Origin of the sequence: Proteus sp. G2609, assembly GCF_963896135.1 — a bacterium.
Lineage (GTDB): Bacteria > Pseudomonadota > Gammaproteobacteria > Enterobacterales > Enterobacteriaceae > Proteus > Proteus mirabilis.
This window is the reverse complement of the sequence record NZ_CAWQNB010000030.1, coordinates 179,988-198,417: the sequence shown is the minus strand read 5'-3', so window position 1 is coordinate 198,417 and position 18,430 is coordinate 179,988. Positions and strand designations below refer to the sequence as shown.

15 protein-coding genes and 1 riboswitch are annotated in these 18,430 nt (G+C 36.8%); of the genes, 10 read left to right on the top strand and 5 right to left on the bottom strand.

Features of this window, described 5'->3' with window-relative positions; all coding sequences use genetic code 11:
- Positions 1-25: 25 nt before the first annotated feature.
- Positions 26-850 carry a MurR/RpiR family transcriptional regulator gene (locus tag AACV01_RS09880; RefSeq protein WP_004244186.1) on the bottom strand — a complete coding sequence of 275 codons (825 nt, stop codon included), beginning with the start codon at positions 848-850 and terminating at the stop codon, positions 26-28.
- A gap of 1,075 nt (positions 851-1,925) precedes the next feature.
- Here AACV01_RS09880 and AACV01_RS09875 point away from each other — a divergent pair.
- The 5 genes from AACV01_RS09875 (at position 1,926) to tehB (ending at position 6,563) form a co-directional block, all read left to right on the top strand.
- Positions 1,926-2,480 (top strand): cytochrome b, encoded by a 555-nt coding sequence (locus tag AACV01_RS09875; RefSeq protein ID WP_161682789.1) that lies wholly within the window; start codon positions 1,926-1,928, stop codon positions 2,478-2,480.
- 51 nt (positions 2,481-2,531) lie between these two features.
- The gene (locus AACV01_RS09870; RefSeq protein ID WP_004248606.1) at positions 2,532-3,110 is read left to right on the top strand and encodes a YceI family protein; all 579 of its coding nucleotides are present in this window, start codon (positions 2,532-2,534) and stop codon (positions 3,108-3,110) included.
- Positions 3,111-3,355: 245 nt separating this feature from the next.
- Positions 3,356-4,441: a linear amide C-N hydrolase gene (locus AACV01_RS09865; protein ID WP_046334678.1), complete on the top strand. Its 1,086-nt coding sequence runs from the start codon at positions 3,356-3,358 to the stop codon at positions 4,439-4,441.
- Positions 4,442-4,457: 16 nt separating this feature from the next.
- On the top strand, positions 4,458-5,627 hold the full coding sequence (locus AACV01_RS09860; protein WP_012368254.1) for an NAD-binding protein: 1,170 nt from the start codon (positions 4,458-4,460) through the stop codon (positions 5,625-5,627).
- A gap of 81 nt (positions 5,628-5,708) precedes the next feature.
- Positions 5,709-6,563: an SAM-dependent methyltransferase TehB gene (tehB, locus tag AACV01_RS09855; RefSeq protein ID WP_004244180.1), complete on the top strand. Its 855-nt coding sequence runs from the start codon at positions 5,709-5,711 to the stop codon at positions 6,561-6,563.
- A gap of 64 nt (positions 6,564-6,627) precedes the next feature.
- Here the strand turns inward: tehB and clcA are convergent, their stop codons facing one another.
- Positions 6,628-8,028, bottom strand: a complete 1,401-nt coding sequence (gene clcA / locus AACV01_RS09850) for a H(+)/Cl(-) exchange transporter ClcA (protein WP_060554819.1) — start codon at positions 8,026-8,028, stop codon at positions 6,628-6,630.
- A 196-nt stretch (positions 8,029-8,224) separates the two neighbouring features.
- Here clcA and AACV01_RS09845 point away from each other — a divergent pair, with 196 nt between their 5' ends.
- Entirely contained in the window at positions 8,225-9,625 is a 1,401-nt protein-coding gene (locus AACV01_RS09845) for an alanine/glycine:cation symporter family protein (RefSeq protein WP_161682787.1), read from the top strand.
- Between the two features lie 190 nt (positions 9,626-9,815).
- On the opposite strand, the gene AACV01_RS09840 is transcribed toward AACV01_RS09845, so the two are convergent.
- Entirely contained in the window at positions 9,816-11,297 is a 1,482-nt protein-coding gene (locus AACV01_RS09840; protein ID WP_161682785.1) for an aldehyde dehydrogenase family protein, read from the bottom strand.
- A gap of 485 nt (positions 11,298-11,782) precedes the next feature.
- Here AACV01_RS09840 and hcp point away from each other — a divergent pair, with 485 nt between their 5' ends.
- The 4 genes from hcp to AACV01_RS09820 all read left to right on the top strand — a co-directional run bounded on the left by hcp (position 11,783) and on the right by AACV01_RS09820 (position 16,552).
- Positions 11,783-13,435: a hydroxylamine reductase gene (hcp, locus tag AACV01_RS09835; RefSeq protein ID WP_004244173.1), complete on the top strand. Its 1,653-nt coding sequence runs from the start codon at positions 11,783-11,785 to the stop codon at positions 13,433-13,435.
- 57 nt (positions 13,436-13,492) lie between these two features.
- On the top strand, positions 13,493-14,497 hold the full coding sequence (gene hcr / locus AACV01_RS09830; protein WP_004248592.1) for an NADH oxidoreductase: 1,005 nt from the start codon (positions 13,493-13,495) through the stop codon (positions 14,495-14,497).
- A gap of 220 nt (positions 14,498-14,717) precedes the next feature.
- Positions 14,718-15,050 carry a DUF6694 family lipoprotein gene (locus AACV01_RS09825; RefSeq protein WP_004244170.1) on the top strand — a complete coding sequence of 111 codons (333 nt, stop codon included), beginning with the start codon at positions 14,718-14,720 and terminating at the stop codon, positions 15,048-15,050.
- A 180-nt stretch (positions 15,051-15,230) separates the two neighbouring features.
- A riboswitch (M-box (ykoK) riboswitch) is annotated at positions 15,231-15,402 on the top strand.
- 76 nt (positions 15,403-15,478) lie between these two features.
- Complete coding sequence (locus AACV01_RS09820) at positions 15,479-16,552, top strand: magnesium transporter (RefSeq protein WP_004244168.1); 1,074 nt, start codon at positions 15,479-15,481, stop codon at positions 16,550-16,552.
- A 199-nt stretch (positions 16,553-16,751) separates the two neighbouring features.
- On the opposite strand, the gene AACV01_RS09815 is transcribed toward AACV01_RS09820, so the two are convergent.
- Together AACV01_RS09815 and AACV01_RS09810 are read right to left on the bottom strand one after the other, a co-directional pair.
- Entirely contained in the window at positions 16,752-17,348 is a 597-nt protein-coding gene (locus tag AACV01_RS09815) for a hypothetical protein (protein WP_104836650.1), read from the bottom strand.
- A gap of 488 nt (positions 17,349-17,836) precedes the next feature.
- Entirely contained in the window at positions 17,837-18,343 is a 507-nt protein-coding gene (locus AACV01_RS09810; protein WP_012368246.1) for a SprT family zinc-dependent metalloprotease, read from the bottom strand.
- Between the last annotated feature and the right edge of the window lie 87 nt (positions 18,344-18,430).

Sequence of the window (18,430 nt, the reverse complement as noted above, 5' to 3'; positions counted from 1 at the left end):
ATAAGATGCAGTTTTAAATAATATGTTAATGGCTCTTTTTTCTAAAAGCGAATGCAACTGAAAGTGCTTGTAGTAAACATAATGTTGAGGTTTGAGAACGAAACATTTTTATTTGTGCTTCTTTTACAGTTAAACAAACATCACTTAGACTTGCTAATGGGCTTATGGGGCTATCTGTTACAATAATTTGTTTAGCCTCTTTATAAGCTGCAATCTCACACATTTTTTGCATTTCTTCTGAATAAGGGTGGAAATGGATGCCAAACAGCACATCTCTATGTGTAATATTCCTAAGTTGTTCTTTATACATTCCCCCTAGGCAATTAACAAAGACGGTTTCACAAGGGATATGAGAAAGCGCGTGAAAAAAATAGCTCGCAGCACTAAAAGAATGGTGAAAACCACCTATATAGATAGTTTCTGCATACTCAAGTAGTTGTATAGTTTTATTTAACATATCCTTATGGGTTTGATGAGCTAACTGTTGCAAAGCGTGGCTATTGGCTTGTGCAAACTCTTGCAGAATATAATCTGGCTCATTTAAGTTTGGTGGTTCCTTTTTGTATTGCTGCTTATAGGTTAATTTTTCATTGTCCATTTCACCCATTAAATGACGTTGAAATAAAAGTTTCATTTCATTAAATCCTTTGAAATGAAATGCATTGGCAAAACGGATTAATGTTGATGGAGGAACATTTGCTTTATCTGCAAGGATCGCGATTGTATCAAATGCTACACTGTTTTTATTATCCAAAAGATAATGTGCAACCTGCTGTAGCCTTTTACTTAATCCATTATAGCGGGAGCGAACTTGTTCCTGTAGTTCATTCAGATTTGTTGCAGTAGACATAGTGCCCTCAATAAAAATACGGCTACAATTGTAGTGTTTTTTCAAGTCAAATTGAATGTTTTTAGTTAATAACTATTAAAATGAAATCATGAGTTAATTTTAATTAAATAAATAACCTAAAGGTAATTATTCAATGTTAAAATCTCTATTCGTGTTAAAAGTAAGATGGTTTATTATCATAATGTGAAACTATTTTTTTGAGTTTAACTTTGGGTGAAATAATTATTTCAAGTCTAAAGTAAAACCCATTATATTATTTTAAGTCTTATGGTGGGCTATTTTTTATTTGTGATTGTATTTTTTAATTCATTTTAAATTTAATTTATTGCCATATTTTAAGTTGTTTTGTTGGTATTTATTACTAATTTAAAATAGATTAGTGTTTTTGTGCGCAATGGCTAATATTTATAATAGGTTACTTGCCTTATTAGATAATAATAGTAATTTATTGCTATCTTTATTTTAAATTATTTTGAAGGCTTAGATTGTTGTATGGATAGTGAGGATGTTTGGTTTTATTTCTTGATGTGTTATTTTCATGAACACTATTCTGAACTTATTTCAGTTATTTTTATTATTAGCTTTATTGGAATTATTTGGGGTATTATTCATGAAATGCGCTGGCTATCTGTTTTTTTTACACTACCGCTGTTAATTTTTGTGGTTGGACTCATTTTTTCTAATTCTTGAGTTTAGGCGATGTTAAGTAAATCATATATAGCTTTGTAAATTTTTTCGATATTAAAATTAACTGACTCGCCTATTTATTCTCACTTCATTCGCTACTTTTCTTTTATCGTAACAATATTAATACAGTAACAATATTAAGTTAATTTTTTGTTACACCTTCGACTTTACTGTTACATAAATCGCCTATATACTGTTTTTTGTATATATTATAATCAATAATTATATTGATAAATTAATCAATAAGGCAACTAATAAGCGATAATGACTCATTGATTATTATTGAAAAAGATAAACAAATAATTTGTTGAATTTTAGACTAACATTTTATATTTAATCTACTAATATAGTTAACGGCTTGTTAATAAAATATCGATTGAGGATCATTATGCAGTGGCGGAATACATCTACTCGCTATGGGCACTTGTCGCTTCTTTTACATTGGGGGACAGCATTAACCGTCTATGGCATGTTTGCCCTAGGATTGTGGATGGTAAATTTAGGCTATTACGATAGCTGGTATCATTCAGCCCCTGAAATACATAAAAGTATAGGGATAATTCTATTTATTGTTCTTCTTTTCCGAGCAATTTTGCGTTGGATTTCTCCTCCACCAACAGCATTATCCAGCTATAGCCGACTTACTCGCATTAGTGCCCATGTAGCTCATATACTGTTATATCTAATTTTATTTGCCATCATTATAAGTGGCTATTTAATTTCTACTGCTGATGGGCAGCCAATATCTGTATTCGATTGGTTCTCAGTACCTGCTGTTTTCACAGGGGAAGGGGAGCAAGCTGATTTAGCCGGTGATGTACATCTTTATTTAGCCTGGGCGGTTGTTGTGTTATCGCTATTACATGCCGCGGGTGCATTAAAACATCACTTTATAGATAAAGATATTACATTGAAACGTATGCTTGGCATAAAAACACAATAATTAAATTTATATTACCCTGTTAATAACAATATTATGATTATGGAGAGAACAATGTTTAAGAAGGCGTTATTGAGTTTAACTGCAGGTGCATTATTATTTAATGCTAGTTCAGCATTAGCGGCTGATTATCAAATTGATAAACAAGGGCAGCATGCTTTTGTGCAATTTCGTATCCAACACTTAGGTTATAGCTGGTTATACGGCACATTTAAAGATTTTGATGGAAGCTTCACTTACGATAAAGAAGATCCTTCAAAAGATAAAGTCGATGTTGTGATTAAAACGGGTAGTTTAGATACTAATCACGCTGAACGTGACAAACACTTACGTAGTGCTGATTTTTTTAACGTCAGTAAATATCCTGAAGCTAAGTTTGTCTCAACCAAAGTGACTCGTGATGGTGAAAATTATACGGTGACGGGTGATTTAACACTTAATGGCGTTACAAAACCAATTTCACTAAATGCAAAATTAATTGGTGAAGGTACTGATCCGTGGAAAGGGTATCGCGCTGGTTTTGAAGCAACAGGTAAAGTTAATCTGAAAGAGTTTAACTTTAAATCAGATTTAGGACCAAAATCGCAAGAAGCAGAATTAATCATCTCTGTTGAAGGTGTGAAAAAAAATTAAACGTAGCGAATATTGGTAAGCAATAATTTGCGATATCACCTAATAGATTAAAAACTGATGCTTTTAGCATCAGTTTTTTTTTACTTAAGATACGTAACTTGTCTTATACTTACTTAAGAAAATTTCTGTAAGATAGATAAATCGTTATTAATTATTAGAGAGTTTATTTTTTATAAGTGATAAGAAAGTGGTCAAAATGAGGAAAATAAGATTAAGCTTATCTAATAATTTAAAGGTGAAAAATTATGCTAAAAAAATTACGACATACTTTATTAAGTACATTAATTATTTCAGGTACCTTCTTAGGTAGTATAACTACGGCGCAAGCTTGTACCCGAGTTGTTTATTTAGGTGAAAATAACCAAATAATTACTGCTCGTTCTATGGACTGGAAATACGAAATTGGTACTAATTTATGGATATTCCCTCAAGGAATGCAACGTTCTGGTGAAGCTGGTGATAATTCAGTTCAATGGCAATCAAAATATGGTAGTGTGATTGCATCAGGTTATGATATTTCTACTACTGATGGTATTAATGAAAAAGGATTAGTGGCTAATTTATTATGGCTTGCTGAATCAGATTACCCAAGTTATTCCAAAGATAAGCCTGCAATGGCTATTTCTGCATGGGCACAATATGTATTAGATAATTTTGCTACTGTTGAAGAGGCGGTAACTGCTTTAAAAGATGAGCCTTTTATTGTCTTAACAGACAAAGTACCCGGACAGGATAGAGTCGCAACGTTACATTTATCATTGTCTGACAGTTCTGGTGATAGCGCAATTATTGAATATATTGATGGTCAACAGGTGATCCACCATAGCCGAAAATATCAAGTGATGACTAACTCCCCTATATTTTCTGAACAGTTAGCATTAAATAGCTATTGGCAGCAGATTGGTGGTACGGTAATGTTACCGGGTACTAATAGAGCATCGGATCGTTTTGCAAGAGCCTCTTTTTATATTAATGCTATTCCTAAATCGCAATCGAGCAAAAAATCACTTGCCAGTGTATTTGGGGTGATCCGCAATGTTTCGGTGCCTTATGGATTAAGTACCGTAGAATCTCCAGAAATATCATCGACTCGTTGGAGAACTGTCGCTGATCATAAAAATCAGCTCTACTTTTTTGAATCTGCATTATCACCAAATACTTTTTGGGTTGATTTGAAACAAATTGATTTTTCAAAAGAAACAGGAAAAGTGATGATGTTAGCGTTAGGCCAAGAGCAGTCAACGATTTATTCAGGAGATGCAAGCTCTCAGTTTAAGCCAGCGAAACCTTTTAAATTTAAAGGGTTAGAAAATATACCAATACAAAATTAATAGAAATTAGATAAAAATGAAGTTATCGGCAGTCGTTAATTTTATGGAGACATCGTCTTTTAGCAGAAAGACGATGTCTTTCTTATTGATCTTGAATAGTCTTTTTATTATTTACTCGATATTACTTTCTCGTGGTGTTTATCTTGATTGGGAAATACACGGTTTTGCTGATTGGCTAAAATCGTTAGGTATATTGAAATTACTTGATATTCCTAAAGTGATGTTAGCGAGTGCACTTATTTTGCTCTCTTTCTTTATGTATATGGGGGCGCGGATTGCGTGGTGCGTTTCATTAATATTATTAGTGACGATCGTTTTTTTAGATGTCGCGGTTTATCACCAAGCTGGTACTCAAGCCTATACTTCATTAGCATTAGCCATTGTATTGGTTATCAGCCGGCGTGCTTTTCCTCATCATAGCTTAACCAGTGCCGGTTTTGTTGCTTTTATCTGTACGATTTCGCTACTGTGTTTCTCTATGTTAGGCAGCCTCTATATTGGTGATGAATTTAAACCACATATCACAACGTTAATGGATGCTTTCTATTTTTCCATTGTCTGTATGACAACACTTGGTTTTGGCGATATCGTTCCTATCTCAAGTAATGCGAGAATGTTTACCCTAACAGTGGTTATTTTGGGGATCACTGTTTTTACGACTTCTATTGTTTATGTGATGGGATTTTTGGCTCGTGGTACTCGCGATATTGTGAAGAAAAGGATCGCTAAAATGCATGATCATTTTATTATTATTGGCTCTTCAATGTTGGCAGCACAATTAGAGAAAGGGCTTAGAGAGCAAGGTAAACCGGTTATTGCGATTTGTTCGGATAAAAAGCAAGCCATGTATGATAAAGAAGCCAATATTATTGAAGGTGATCCAACCAATGTAAAAACATTACAAACGGCAAATATTCGCCAAGCGAGTTGGGTGGCGACGTTATCTGAAAGTGATGCGGAAAATACCTTTATTTTATTAACTATTCAAGAGTGTCCAGACCTTCAAGCGAAATTAATCACTATCATTAATAAAGATGAGAATAGAGAAAAAATAAGTCGATTACGTCCAGATATGCTGTTGTCTTTAGCTTCGTTAGGCAAAGAAATTATGATGAAAGTCCTTTGTGGTGAATCTATTAATTCGTCTGATGTTACTGATTTATTAATCAATAAATATTTAAAATAATGTATGCCAAAAATCACCCTTTACCTAAGAGAGTGATTGCAATAAGATGTATTTAAAATGCATCTTAAGAGAGGTTGAATTATGGAACTTGTTACGTATAAAACGCTACCTGAATGGCACTTAACAGCGATCCCTTTAGCATTATTAGAGCGTCATAACACAAAAGAAGGCACTTATGCGCAAATGCGGATATTACAAGGGAGTATGACATTTGTGCTATTTAAGGATGATGGAGAACAAGTGTTCTTAGAGTGTGATAGCGAAAATCAGCCTCCGCTTATTCAACCTCAGCAATGGCATAAAATCGATAAAGCGAGTGATGATGTGCTTTGCCAGCTCTCTTTTTTATGCACTCCCGAAGATAAATTTTTTAAAGAAAATGATTTGTCATTACCTCATTCAGAAGTGCGTTATATGGCAACATTGACTACCCCATGTAAAGTGCTTGATTTAGGCGCAGGACGTGGTCGTAATAGCTTCTATTTAGCATTACAAGGTTATGATGTGACCGCATTAGATATTAATGCCGCTCATATTGATGCAATTGAAGCCGTCAAAGCTAAAACCGGTTTAGCGATCAAAAGCGGCTTATATGATATTAATGAAGCAGCATTAAATGAGAAATACGATATTATTATTTCTACTGTGGTTTTGATGTTTTGCCAGCGTCAACGTATCGCAGATATTATTAAAAATATGCAGGAGTGTACAAATCCAGAGGGGATTAATGTCATTGTTTGCCCTGTTGAAACAGCAAATAGTGGGTCTGCTGAAGTTCCTTTCAAAACCTTCTTGCGCCAAGGTGAGTTAGCGGATTATTACCAAGGCTGGGATATTATTAAATATAATGAAAACCCTGGGCATCTACATAAAACTGATGCTAATGGTAATCGTATCCAACTTAATTTTGCGACATTAATTGCGCGTAAAAAATAATAAATAGATGGTGAGAAAAAATACCCTCGTTAGATCACAGCGAGGGTATTTTAGTATTTGAAAACTATAGGGGCTCTTTGGTAGCCTCTGTTTTTTCTTTGGCTTCTGAGCGTTGTAGTATTCTTTCGAGTAGAACCGTATAAATAGGTCGCCCGCCTAATAATTGCGCCAGCATGGTTGCGCCAAGACAGGTAATTATCATCGGCAAAATAAGTTGATAGTTATCGGTCATTTCTAGAACTAACACAATCCCAGTTAGTGGTGCTCTCACCGTTGCGGCAAATAAAGCACCCATTCCAGCAATAGCAAAAGTGCCAATTTGAATTTGATAATCGGGGAAAAGATAGGTTGCCATTAATCCAAAAGCGCTACCAAAGAGTGTGCCTAAGGCTAATGTGGGGGCAAAAATTCCTCCTGGTGCACCGGAGGAGAAGCTGATAATGGTGGTGATGGTGCGTAACACAAAAAATATTAGCAGTGCAGTTAACGAATATCCTCCGGCACTTAATGCAGGAATAATACTAAAACCGCCTCCGGTTATTTCAGGAATAATCAACGCAAGTAAACCACATGCACCACCAATCACGCCACCGGCTAAAACAAAACGTGAGGTTTTATCTTGATAAAAATGTTGGAATTGTGTTTGAACATAAAATAGTAATTTACTAAAAATAACCCCAACAACACCAAATAACATTCCTAACACTAAATAGAGCCACAGTGTATTCATCGGCGCTGAAGAAAATTTACCTATCTGTATTACGCCTCCTTCACCATTAATTAGGCGAAATACAATACAAGACATGATCACGCCAATGAAGACGGATTTAATAGAGATTAAATTATATTTAAATTGTGGTCTCATCTCTTCAATAATAAATAGAATGCCTGCCAAGGGAGCATTAAAGGCAGCCGTTAAACCGGCAGCAGCACCTGTGGCTAATAGTGTTTGGCGTGTTCCTTTATCTTTAACGCGAGAGACATCATTAACGAGTTGACCAATATTAGCCCCTAGTTGCACGGTGGGGCCTTCACGACCAAGTACCATACCTGAGCCTAAAGTACCGATACTGGCTATAAATTTTACTGGCAATACCCGCCACCAACGAACTGGCCGAATATCTATCATTGCCCCTTCAATTTCCGGTATACCTGAACCACCAGATTCTGGTGAAAACTTCTTCACTAAGTAGTAGCCACTCATGGCTAAAAGAGAGGAAACAAGTAACGTGCCAATAGCCAAAAGATAAGGGTTGGTTAATGCCTCAGCTAATTTAGCTTGTCTTAAATGAATGACCCAGCCAACGGCTTTTTCAAATAGTACCCCAATTAATCCGGCTAACGTACCGATAATGGCGGAAAGAATAAGCGTTTTCACCGGGGCAAGGTTAGTTTCTTTCGCTTTTCTAAACCAATTAAAGCGTTGTTGATTTTGCGATTTTTTGATCGTGTTTCGCTGATACATAATTTATGTTTTATATATAAATAACAATGTATCTAATAATAGCGTAATTTAATCATCAAGTGATATTTCTCACATAATGTAATCAATTTCATAATTAGTTGATTTTTTTTCTAGCATATTTCCTTTTTTTCATCTTTAGTGTATCTGATAACAAAAAATATATATTTACATAACATTTGGATAAAAAGGGTAACGTATGGATTTCATCACAAATATATTAAGCGCTATTAATGGCGTGGTGTGGGGAGTACCGATGTTAGTCGGTATTCTAGGCATCGGTCTATTTATGCAGTTTAGACTCTCTTTTCTGCCAATTAGAAAATTAGGTACAGGATTTAAACTCTTATTTGAGAAAAATGATAAAAGAGGTGAGGGGCAAATCTCACCTTTTAATGCATTAATGACGGCGCTTTCTGCCACTATCGGTACGGGCAATATTGCTGGAGTCGCTACAGCGGTTGTATTAGGTGGACCGGGAGCGCTATTTTGGATGTGGATGACTGCTTTAGTCGGTATGGCGACTAAATATTCAGAAGCTGTGTTAGCGGTACGTTTTCGTGAGGTTGATAAATACGGCAACTACGTAGGCGGACCGATGTATTATATTAAAAACGGTTTAGGTAAAAAATGGCTTTGGTTAGGAACGCTATTTGCTATTTTTGGTAGTTTTGCCGGCTTCGGTATAGGTAATACGGTACAGGCAAACTCAGTGGCGGATGTTTTGCACAGTAATTTTGGTATTTCTACCACAGTGACAGCAATTGCATTAGTTATTTTAGTCGGTGCTGTATTAATTGGTGGAATTAAGCGTATTGCTGATGTTGCCGGTAAATTAGTGCCCATTATGACAGTAGGGTATTTTGGGGCAGGGATTGTCGTACTTGCACTGAATATTACTGCTATTCCTGATGCATTTATGTTGATTGTAAAATCTGCTTTCACACCGGTTGCTGCGCAAGGTGGGTTTGCTGGTGCGGCTGTTTGGGCGGCAATACGTTTTGGTGTTGCACGAGGTGTATTCTCCAATGAAGCAGGATTAGGTAGTGCACCCATTGCTCATGCGACAGCCAAAACACAAAACCCGATCCGTCAAGGCTTAATTGCCATGTTGGGGACTTTCATTGATACCATTATTGTCTGTTCTGTCACCGGATTAACGATTGTGATCACCGGACAGTGGCTGACAGGGCAAAGTGGGGCAACACTTACTGCAAGTTCGTTCTCTATAGCTATCCCTGGAGGTAACTATATTGTTGCGATCGCACTGGCTGTTTTTGCTTTTACCACTATTTTAGGTTGGAGCTATTACGGTGAGAAATGTGTGCAATATCTATTTGGACCGAAAGCCATTATGCCTTTTCGTATTGCATGGTTAATTGCCTTGCCAATTGGCGCGACTCAATCCTTAGAATTTGTTTGGTTACTTGCTGATACATTAAATGCGATGATGGCTATTCCTAACTTAATTGCATTAGCACTGCTGAGTCCCATCGTTTATCGTCTAACAAAAGACTATATAAAAGATGTTAATGCGGTTGATATTGATCTAAATGAACAAGTGAATTCTGTAAGCAAAAAAGAAGCAGAAGCGGAATAAACGCGTTTGTTTATCTAAGGCTAAATGACTATCTAAACGAATAACCGTATGTGAGCAGTTAATATTAGATATTAAGAAAAGCGCATACGGTTTTTTGTTGTTTACAGCAAATAAAAAGCCTTCTGGGGAGAAGGCTAAGAGATGAGTATAGATAATTATATTTATAAGAATATGCTTAACTAGAGGTTAATTATTCTTTGGTACTAATGAAGATGTTTTTCACTTGGCTGTAGGCGTCTAACATCATTTTATGCGTTTCACGACCTAAGCCTGATTTTTTATAACCGCCAAATGGTGCATGGGCAGGAAGTTCATGATAAGTATTTACCCACATACGGCCAGTTCTAACGGCTTTTGCAACTCGTAGTGCGCGGTTAATATCTTGAGCCCAGACACCACCACCAAGGCCATATTCAGAGTCATTAGCCATTTCAATAACATCTTCTTCATTATCAAATGGGATCACACATAATACAGGGCCAAAAATTTCTTCACGTGCGACACGCATTTGGTTTGTGGCATTGATAATAATGGTTGGGCGAACAAAAAAGCCATCATCAAACCCTTCACCCGTAATACGCTCACCTCCTGTGAGTATGGTTGCACCTTCTTTTTTGGCCAGCTCAACATAACCTAAAATGGTATCCATTTGCGCTTGGCTGACTTGAGTACCCATTTGTGTATTAGGATCAAGTGGATCACCAACACGGATACGCTCAAATTCTGCTTTTAACTCTTTTAAGAATGCGTCATGAATATCTCTATGTAAGAATAAACGGGAGCCAGATTCACAGGCCTGTCCTTGGTTCATTAATATCGCTAGTGCGGAATATTTAACGGCTTTTTTCATATTCGCATCAGGGAAGACGATATTGGCTGACTTACCCCCCAATTCTAAAGTGGCTGGTACCATTTTTTTCGCCGCCGCAGCTGCAACGGTATAACCTACATTGGTTGAACCGGTAAATGCTAGTTTATCAATGTCTTGGTGTTCTAGAATAGCTTGTCCAGCAACAGATCCACGACCAGTAACAATATTTATAACACCGGCTGGTAATATTTCATTTAAAATACGACCTAGCTCTAATAATGAAAGTGAGGTGAGTGTGGCTGGATTAATAACAACGGTATCTCCAGCGGCGATGGCAGGGGCTAATTTCCAAGCAGCCATTAATAATGGAAAATTCCATGGAATAATTTGTCCAACGACACCAATGGGCTCACGAATAACAAGACTCAGGGTATTTTCGTCTAAGACAGCACTTTCATCGGTATGAGAGCGTATCACGCCTGCAAAATATCGAAAATGGTCAATAGAGGCGGGTAAATCGATGTTTTTCGATTCATTGAGTGGTTTACCGTTATCAAGAGACTCAATCCAAGCAAAACGTTCTTGCTCTTGTTCTAAACGGTCAGCAATTTTTAATAATAGCGCTTGGCGTTGAGCAGGAGAGGTTTTACGCCAATGATCAAAAGCTTTACGAGCCGCTTTTACAGCAAGATCAACGTCTTCAGCTGTACCTGATGGATATTCACTTAATAACTCACCGGTTGCGGGACTATAGGTTTTGGTCGTTTGTTGCGATGTACTGGATACCCATTCGCCGCCGATTAACATTTTGTAGCTTTCTAAGGGACGAAATTCGGATGGAACATTATTTAATTTAATCATTTTTAATCTCCAGTGTAGGGGGAGTATCGTCAAATTCTATAGTTTCATTTCGTAATACTCGTACTATTAAAATATATCAATTGTAGTAATTTTATTAGCTATTGATGCAATAGGTAATATTAACTATCAAAAATAATAAATAGATATTATATATACAATGAGAACTAATTAATTTAATCGATTCATCTCACTCTTTTTTAGCTGAGATGTAACAAAATCATCCCGTGCGACACTGCAACATTTCTTCTCAATTTCCCTTATAAGAAAAGCCCTTTACTTTGTTTACTTACCCTCTTACGAGGTGTGAAGCCAAATCAACAGAAAAAAAAGCAAGCTCTTAAGCACAGCAATAAATTGCGTTAGATCAAACATGGCGCAGATTATTTCATCTGACACTTTTCCTACTATAAAAATGGCGTATTCTTATGTTGCATATTTAATGCAACTTATAAAAATAAAGCGTCATCTTATAGAAGGAATTCGATATGTATTGTGTGCAATGTGAACAAACAATGAGAACACCTGTTGGTAATGGTTGTGCCTATGCACAAGGTATGTGCGGTAAAACAGCAGAAACCTCTGATCTACAAGACTTATTGGTGGCAGTATTAGAAGGGCTGTCAGCATGGGCATTAGCTGCGCGTAGTGTTGATATTATTGATCACGATATAGACAGCTTTGCGCCACGGGCTTTCTTCTCGACGTTAACCAATGTTAATTTTGATTCTGAACGTATTGTTGGATATGCCAAAGAGGCTATTTATTTACGTGAAAGCTTAAAATCACGTACGTTAGCCAAAAATGCAGCCATCCAAGTCGCTCATCCTAAAGCCGAAATTCAATTAGAAGGCAACGACTTAGCCAGTCTACAGAAACAAGCCCAACGCTTTGCATTAAATAATGATAAAGCGCAAGTGGGGGATGATCTGCATGGTTTACGTATGCTTTGCTTGTATGGCTTAAAAGGTGCTGCTGCTTATATGGAGCATGCTCATGTTTTAGGCCAGTACGATGATGAAATTTATGCTGAATATCATCGTTACATGGCATGGTTAGGTACCGATCCTGCGGATATGAATGAGTTGCTAGACAATGCAATGGGCATTGGTCAAATGAACTTTCGTATTATGGCGTTATTGGATAAAGGTGAAACTCAAGCTTATGGTGATCCAACCCCCGTTTCCGTTAATGTACGCCCAGTAGCAGGTAAAGCTATTTTAATTTCAGGCCATGATCTGAAAGATTTACAGATGCTACTTGAACAAACCGAAGGTAAAGGCATTAATGTTTATACGCACGGTGAAATGTTACCCGCCCATGGTTATCCAGAGCTGAAAAAATATAAACACTTAGTCGGTAACTATGGAAGTGGTTGGCAGAATCAACAAAGTGAATTTGCCAAATTTCCTGGCCCTGTGTTAATGACCTCTAACTGTATTATTGATCCTAATGTGGGGAACTATGGCGATCGTATTTGGACGCGTAGTATTGTTGGTTGGCCGGGTGTGAAACACATTAAAGGTGATGATTTCTCTGAAATGATTGAGCAAGCGCTCTCTTTAGAGGGATTTCCGTACAGTGAAATTGAACACTTAATTACTGTTGGATTTGGTCGTCAAACACTATTAAATGCGGCTGATACAGTGATTGATTTAGTTTCACAGAAAAAACTTCGTCATGTCTTCTTAGTTGGGGGGTGTGATGGTAGTCGTGGTGAACGTAGCTACTATACCGATCTTGCTCGTGCCATTCCCCAAGATTGCTTAATTATGACATTAGCTTGTGGTAAATATCGCTTTAATAAACTTGATTTTGGCACATTAGAGGGCTTACCGCGCTTACTTGATGTGGGTCAGTGTAACGATGCCTACTCTGCGATTATGCTAGCGGTTAATCTTGCAGAAAAATTAGGTTGTGGTGTAAATGATTTACCCCTGTCCTTGATTTTGTCGTGGTTTGAACAAAAAGCGATTGTTATTTTATTAACCCTACTCTCATTAGGGGTAAAAAATATTTATACTGGGCCGACTGCGCCTGCATTTTTAACCGATAATTTGCTCGCAATACTTAATGAAAAATTTGGTATGCGTGCGATCACCACGCCAGAACAAGATCTTCAAGAAATTCTTTCTGCTTAATTTATTTATTCATCATCATTGCCGAAGCCTAAAGGCTTCGGTAAGGAAGCAATATCCATGACGATGCCAACAGCTCTTTGTCCTAATCGTATGCAAGTTCACTCTATCCATCAGGAAACCCCGGAAGTGTGGACACTGAATTTAATTAACCATGATTTTTATCGCTATAAACCCGGCCAATTTGCACTAGTCAGTATTAATAATAGCGATGAAACGATGCGAGCTTATACGCTCTCGTCTTCTCCGGGATTAAGTCCTTTTGTCTCTTTAACGGTTCGTCGTATCGACAATGGGGTGGGGTCAACGTGGTTAACATCTCAAGTTAAGCCGGGTGATTATCTCTGGTTATCAGACGCACAAGGGGAGTTCACCTGTGCAGATAGAGAAGGAACGCGTTATTTAATGCTCGCTGCGGGGTGCGGTGTGACTCCCATTATGTCGATGACGCGTTGGTTGTTAAATAATCAACCTAAAGCGGATATCACGGTCATTTTTAATATTCGCGAACAGAGCCAATTTATTTTTGAAAAAGAGTGGTTAGAGTTGGCTAATGCTTATCCCTATAATCTCAATTTTATTATGATGCCTAAATTACCGGATGATAAGGGAATTTTTAGTGGACGTATTTCACAAGAAAAACTAGCCGCTTTAGTGCCGGATATTGCCAGTCGTACTGTTATGTGTTGTGGGCCTAATAGTTATATGGAAGATACTGCGCGTTTTGCCAAAAATCTTGGTGTTTGTGCAGAGAATATTTTTATGGAACGTTTTGGTGATGAGCCAATGTGTGTTGATGAAGCACAACAACTTACTATGACTATTCGTCATCCGTTAAAGCAAATTAACGTACCGGTGGGGATGACATTATTAACAGCGATGGAAGAAAACAGTGTTCCTGTTTTGGCTGCTTGTCGTGCTGGAGTGTGTGGTAGCTGTAAAACACGCATTGTGAAAGGTGATTATGAGGTCACCAGCACCAGTACTTTAACTGCTGATGAGATAGCACAAGGTTATGTTTTAGCCTGTAGTTGTCGATTAACAGGTGATGTTGAACTAGCCTAATCATTCATTTTATTATCTATTCTTTATCTATCCTTCTATTTTACCCCGCTAATTTATTAGCGGGGTTTTTTGTTATTATTTTTAAAAAGAGAGTTTATTTATTCAATATAATATATAACACGTAAAGCTATAATGAATTAAATATTTATTTTACTTAATTAGCAGTTTACTGATACACATTCTGCTATTATTTAATTTATGATAGGGGAAGGGGGGATATATGAGAAAATTGTTATTTATTTGTTTATTTACTGTCATACTTTCTGGTTGCGAAAAAAATCAAACCCTAGATGGCTCTAATGTTGAGTCATTACGAATATCGATTGTAGAAATGCGCAATTCATTACCGCTTGAAGAGCAACAACGCTTTGATGAAGCAATAGAATTAGCCATGCTAAATGATATTAATTTTAATGATTTAGTCATTGCTGGGCGCAATAAAAATGCTGATATGATCACGCGAAAAATGTGTCAATCGTTAGATGGTAAAACAGTCAATGAGATCTTCTCACAAGCTGAAGAAATAAAAGTACAAAAATTAGCATTAAAATAATCAATTAATAACCAATTTATTTAAAACTATTTTATTCATCTCTATTTGAGGTGAGTATTTAATTAATGATGTAAAAAATAAGCGATTTAAGATTTATCAATAGAACTTAAACAAAACTACGATGAGACTTTTCATTATAATGTGAGTGGTTATAATGCGCGCCGCATTCGCAAGAAAAGTGCAGTATCTCGTTAGGCGAGGCTCCTATACAAACACAGGTTACTGATCTGACGACGTCGAGAGACGCCCAAGATTAGGACAAGATATATCGACCGAAGGTATATCTCCATGTAACTTCCAGTATTCATCGGATACGTTGTATAGTGCTAAAACCGAGACGTGTAGATAGCTTTTGCATTCTCGCATCTGGTTTCGCCCCTATTGAGAACTGATTTGCTAAACACAAACAGTCATAGGGAACCAAAAAAATGAAATTTACTCCTCAACATAAAATGGATGCTGCATTAATGGCAGGCGCATCCTTAAACACACCCAATAATCATTCAATACAAGAGCAACATCATCGTTTAAAAGATGATGCTACCGTTAGTGCTTATATGAGCCAGAATTATATTTCTGTTTCTGTCGCAGATTCGGTTGAACATGTAAAAGCACAGCTGGTTAATGACTTAAAAGATGAATTAATTCCGACTTATCTGTATGTCGTAGATAAAGATAATTATCTTAACGGTATTTTGCCGGTTAAATCATTACTACTTGCTGATAATGGGCTTTTTGTTTCGGATATTATGCGCCAAACATTTTTCTCAGTTTCACCGGAGCAAAGCCGACATGATGTTTATCAGTTAATTAGCCAAAGTGGTTTAGACAGTGTACCTGTGATGCATTTTGGTAAGTTAGTTGGTGTATTACGACCTCAAGATATTGCTGATTTAATTGAAGATGAAAATACGCTAGATGCACAAATGCAGGGGGCAACGTCGCCATTAGAACAACCTTATTTAGAGACAAGTCCGGTCACTTTGTGGCGTAAACGTGTTGTCTGGCTATTAATGCTGTTTATTGCTGAAGCTTATACCAGTACGGTGTTACATGCTTTTGAAGACAGACTTGAAGCTGCTATCTCTTTAGCTTTCTTTATTCCATTATTAATTGGTACTGGTGGCAATAGCGGTACACAAATTACCTCAACATTGGTACGTGCCATGGCATTAGGTGAGGTGAGCTTGCGTAATGTATGGTCAGTATTAAGAAAAGAGATCACGACCTCGATAATGGTGGCTTTAACCATGGGAATAGCAGGATTTATTCGTGCTTGGACCTTAGGGGTTGGCATGGAAGTGATGATAGTGGTGGGATTAACGCTAATTTCAATTACGGTTTGGAGTGCTATTGTCTCTTCTATTATTCCAATGGTATTAAAGCGTATTGGTGTTGATCCTGCGGTGGTGTCTGCACCTTTTATTGCAACATTTATTGATGGTACTGGGCTTATTATCTACTTTGAAATAGCATCTCATACCATGAGTGTGTTTGCTTAATATATCAATCCTCCCTTATTTATACTGAATAAAGCCGATAAACTAACCAGTTATCGGCTTTATTTTTTGTTATGGGCTTTAGCCTGTTTAAGTCGCGTCAGCGTCTTAAATATAAAACCACCCGCTATGTGATCTCAAGCAAGTCGTCCTTGAGCTATGTGTGGCTAGAACTGATCTAATTATCTGGGCGTGATTGTGACTATCGGCATTGCAAGTTACCTGCAAGCAGATCTTGATTAAATTCAGCTATTGAGGAATTAAACAATGCTATATCCTCTTCACCGAATTCATCTTCAACCTCCATTGCGGGTAACGGGTTAATATGCTGATTAAATTGTCTATAAAGTGCTTGTGTATGGTTTCTTAGTGCAGCCATTTTAAGAATAACTTCTTTGAAGTAACCATCAGCTATGCTTTCAAATGGATGAAAAGCCTTGGTAGTTTTAGCAATGCTATACATTGCCTCAATCATCATAATTACATTATTACTATGGTTAATCACTCGTTCCAATTCACGCATAACCTCATCAGGGTTATTACCTGCATATTTTTTTATGTCATCTTTTGTTGGGTCATCAAGTAAAGCCACTATTTCATCGATTGATGTAACAAGGGTCGTTAGCACGGTCTTACCACCAACAATTAAATCCATAATTTCATCTGGTGATACATCACCTTTTGCCTTTTTATCAACAATGGTAGCTATCGACATGGCTAAATTAGCCAAGCCTGAATCCACATCTTTTTTATCCATTGGATTTGATAGCATTGCCATCATAATAGCCTCAGAAATCATAGTTTATTACCTTCGCTGAAATAGATACGCATACAAAGTATACATCATTTAAAGCTAAAGGATATATACCATCACCCATCCCAAGGATGGGCTAGATGATTTGATCTTGGCTATATGACTCAGTGAGAAATTACTCTTGATCTTTTTTAGGAGGAATATTTTTCTTTGGCTCTTCAGGCTTTACTTGAATTACATGCGATATTGCATTTGCCTTTCTATTTTCATCATAAACTTCCTTACTTGCAATGATGCAACGCTTGATAAATTCACTGTAATTTTGTGAAGTATTTGAATATAGTTTGTATAAAATTCAATAAGTTTCTCTATCTTTTTGCCTGATATACTTTTACTTAATTGATCATTTGAATTCATCAAAATTTGAAATGACTTCCCGCAGTTTTATTGCCAGTGTTTATACTAACATCCCTGATCAGTGTCACTCAGAACCTCGGCTGACGTTTAGTCTTAAAGACCAAGCTTACTTTTTTTTACTCTTTAATTAATTGTAAAATCGCCTGACAATGACGACAACGATACTGGGTTTCTCCTCGTTGTACTTTATTGTGTCGGCGAAGAGTTAACTGGTGTATTTCTTGGCAGCGACAAGCATAGCTAAACGTTTTTGCTGTTACATTGCTGATATCAAAATGATGGGTCCGTTTCGCACTCACTTGTAACACAGTTTCCATCATCCATTTCCACTCCTTGCCATGAGGTGCCACGCGACCAAAATGGCGACTAACTAGCAGATGTGCTAATTCATGAGGAATAACTTCTTCAATAAAATTCTGTTTATTTTCAATCAATAATGTAGGATTAAGACGGATCTCCCAATTTGCATAATAGGCACTGCCTGCAATAGTTCCTCTCTGGTTATATTGTAGAGTGGGTTCTGGGTAATCTGTATTAAGATATTTATTGGCCTGTTGCAGTTTTTCACGCAGTGTACGCATAACACTTTGCACTAAGGCGATAGGGACTCTTACTGTTTTCATATTAGAGAGCATATAGCGCCTTATTAAAACACGCAATAAAAGAAAACTTGCACAATATATAAATTAACATATTATTAAAAAGTATAT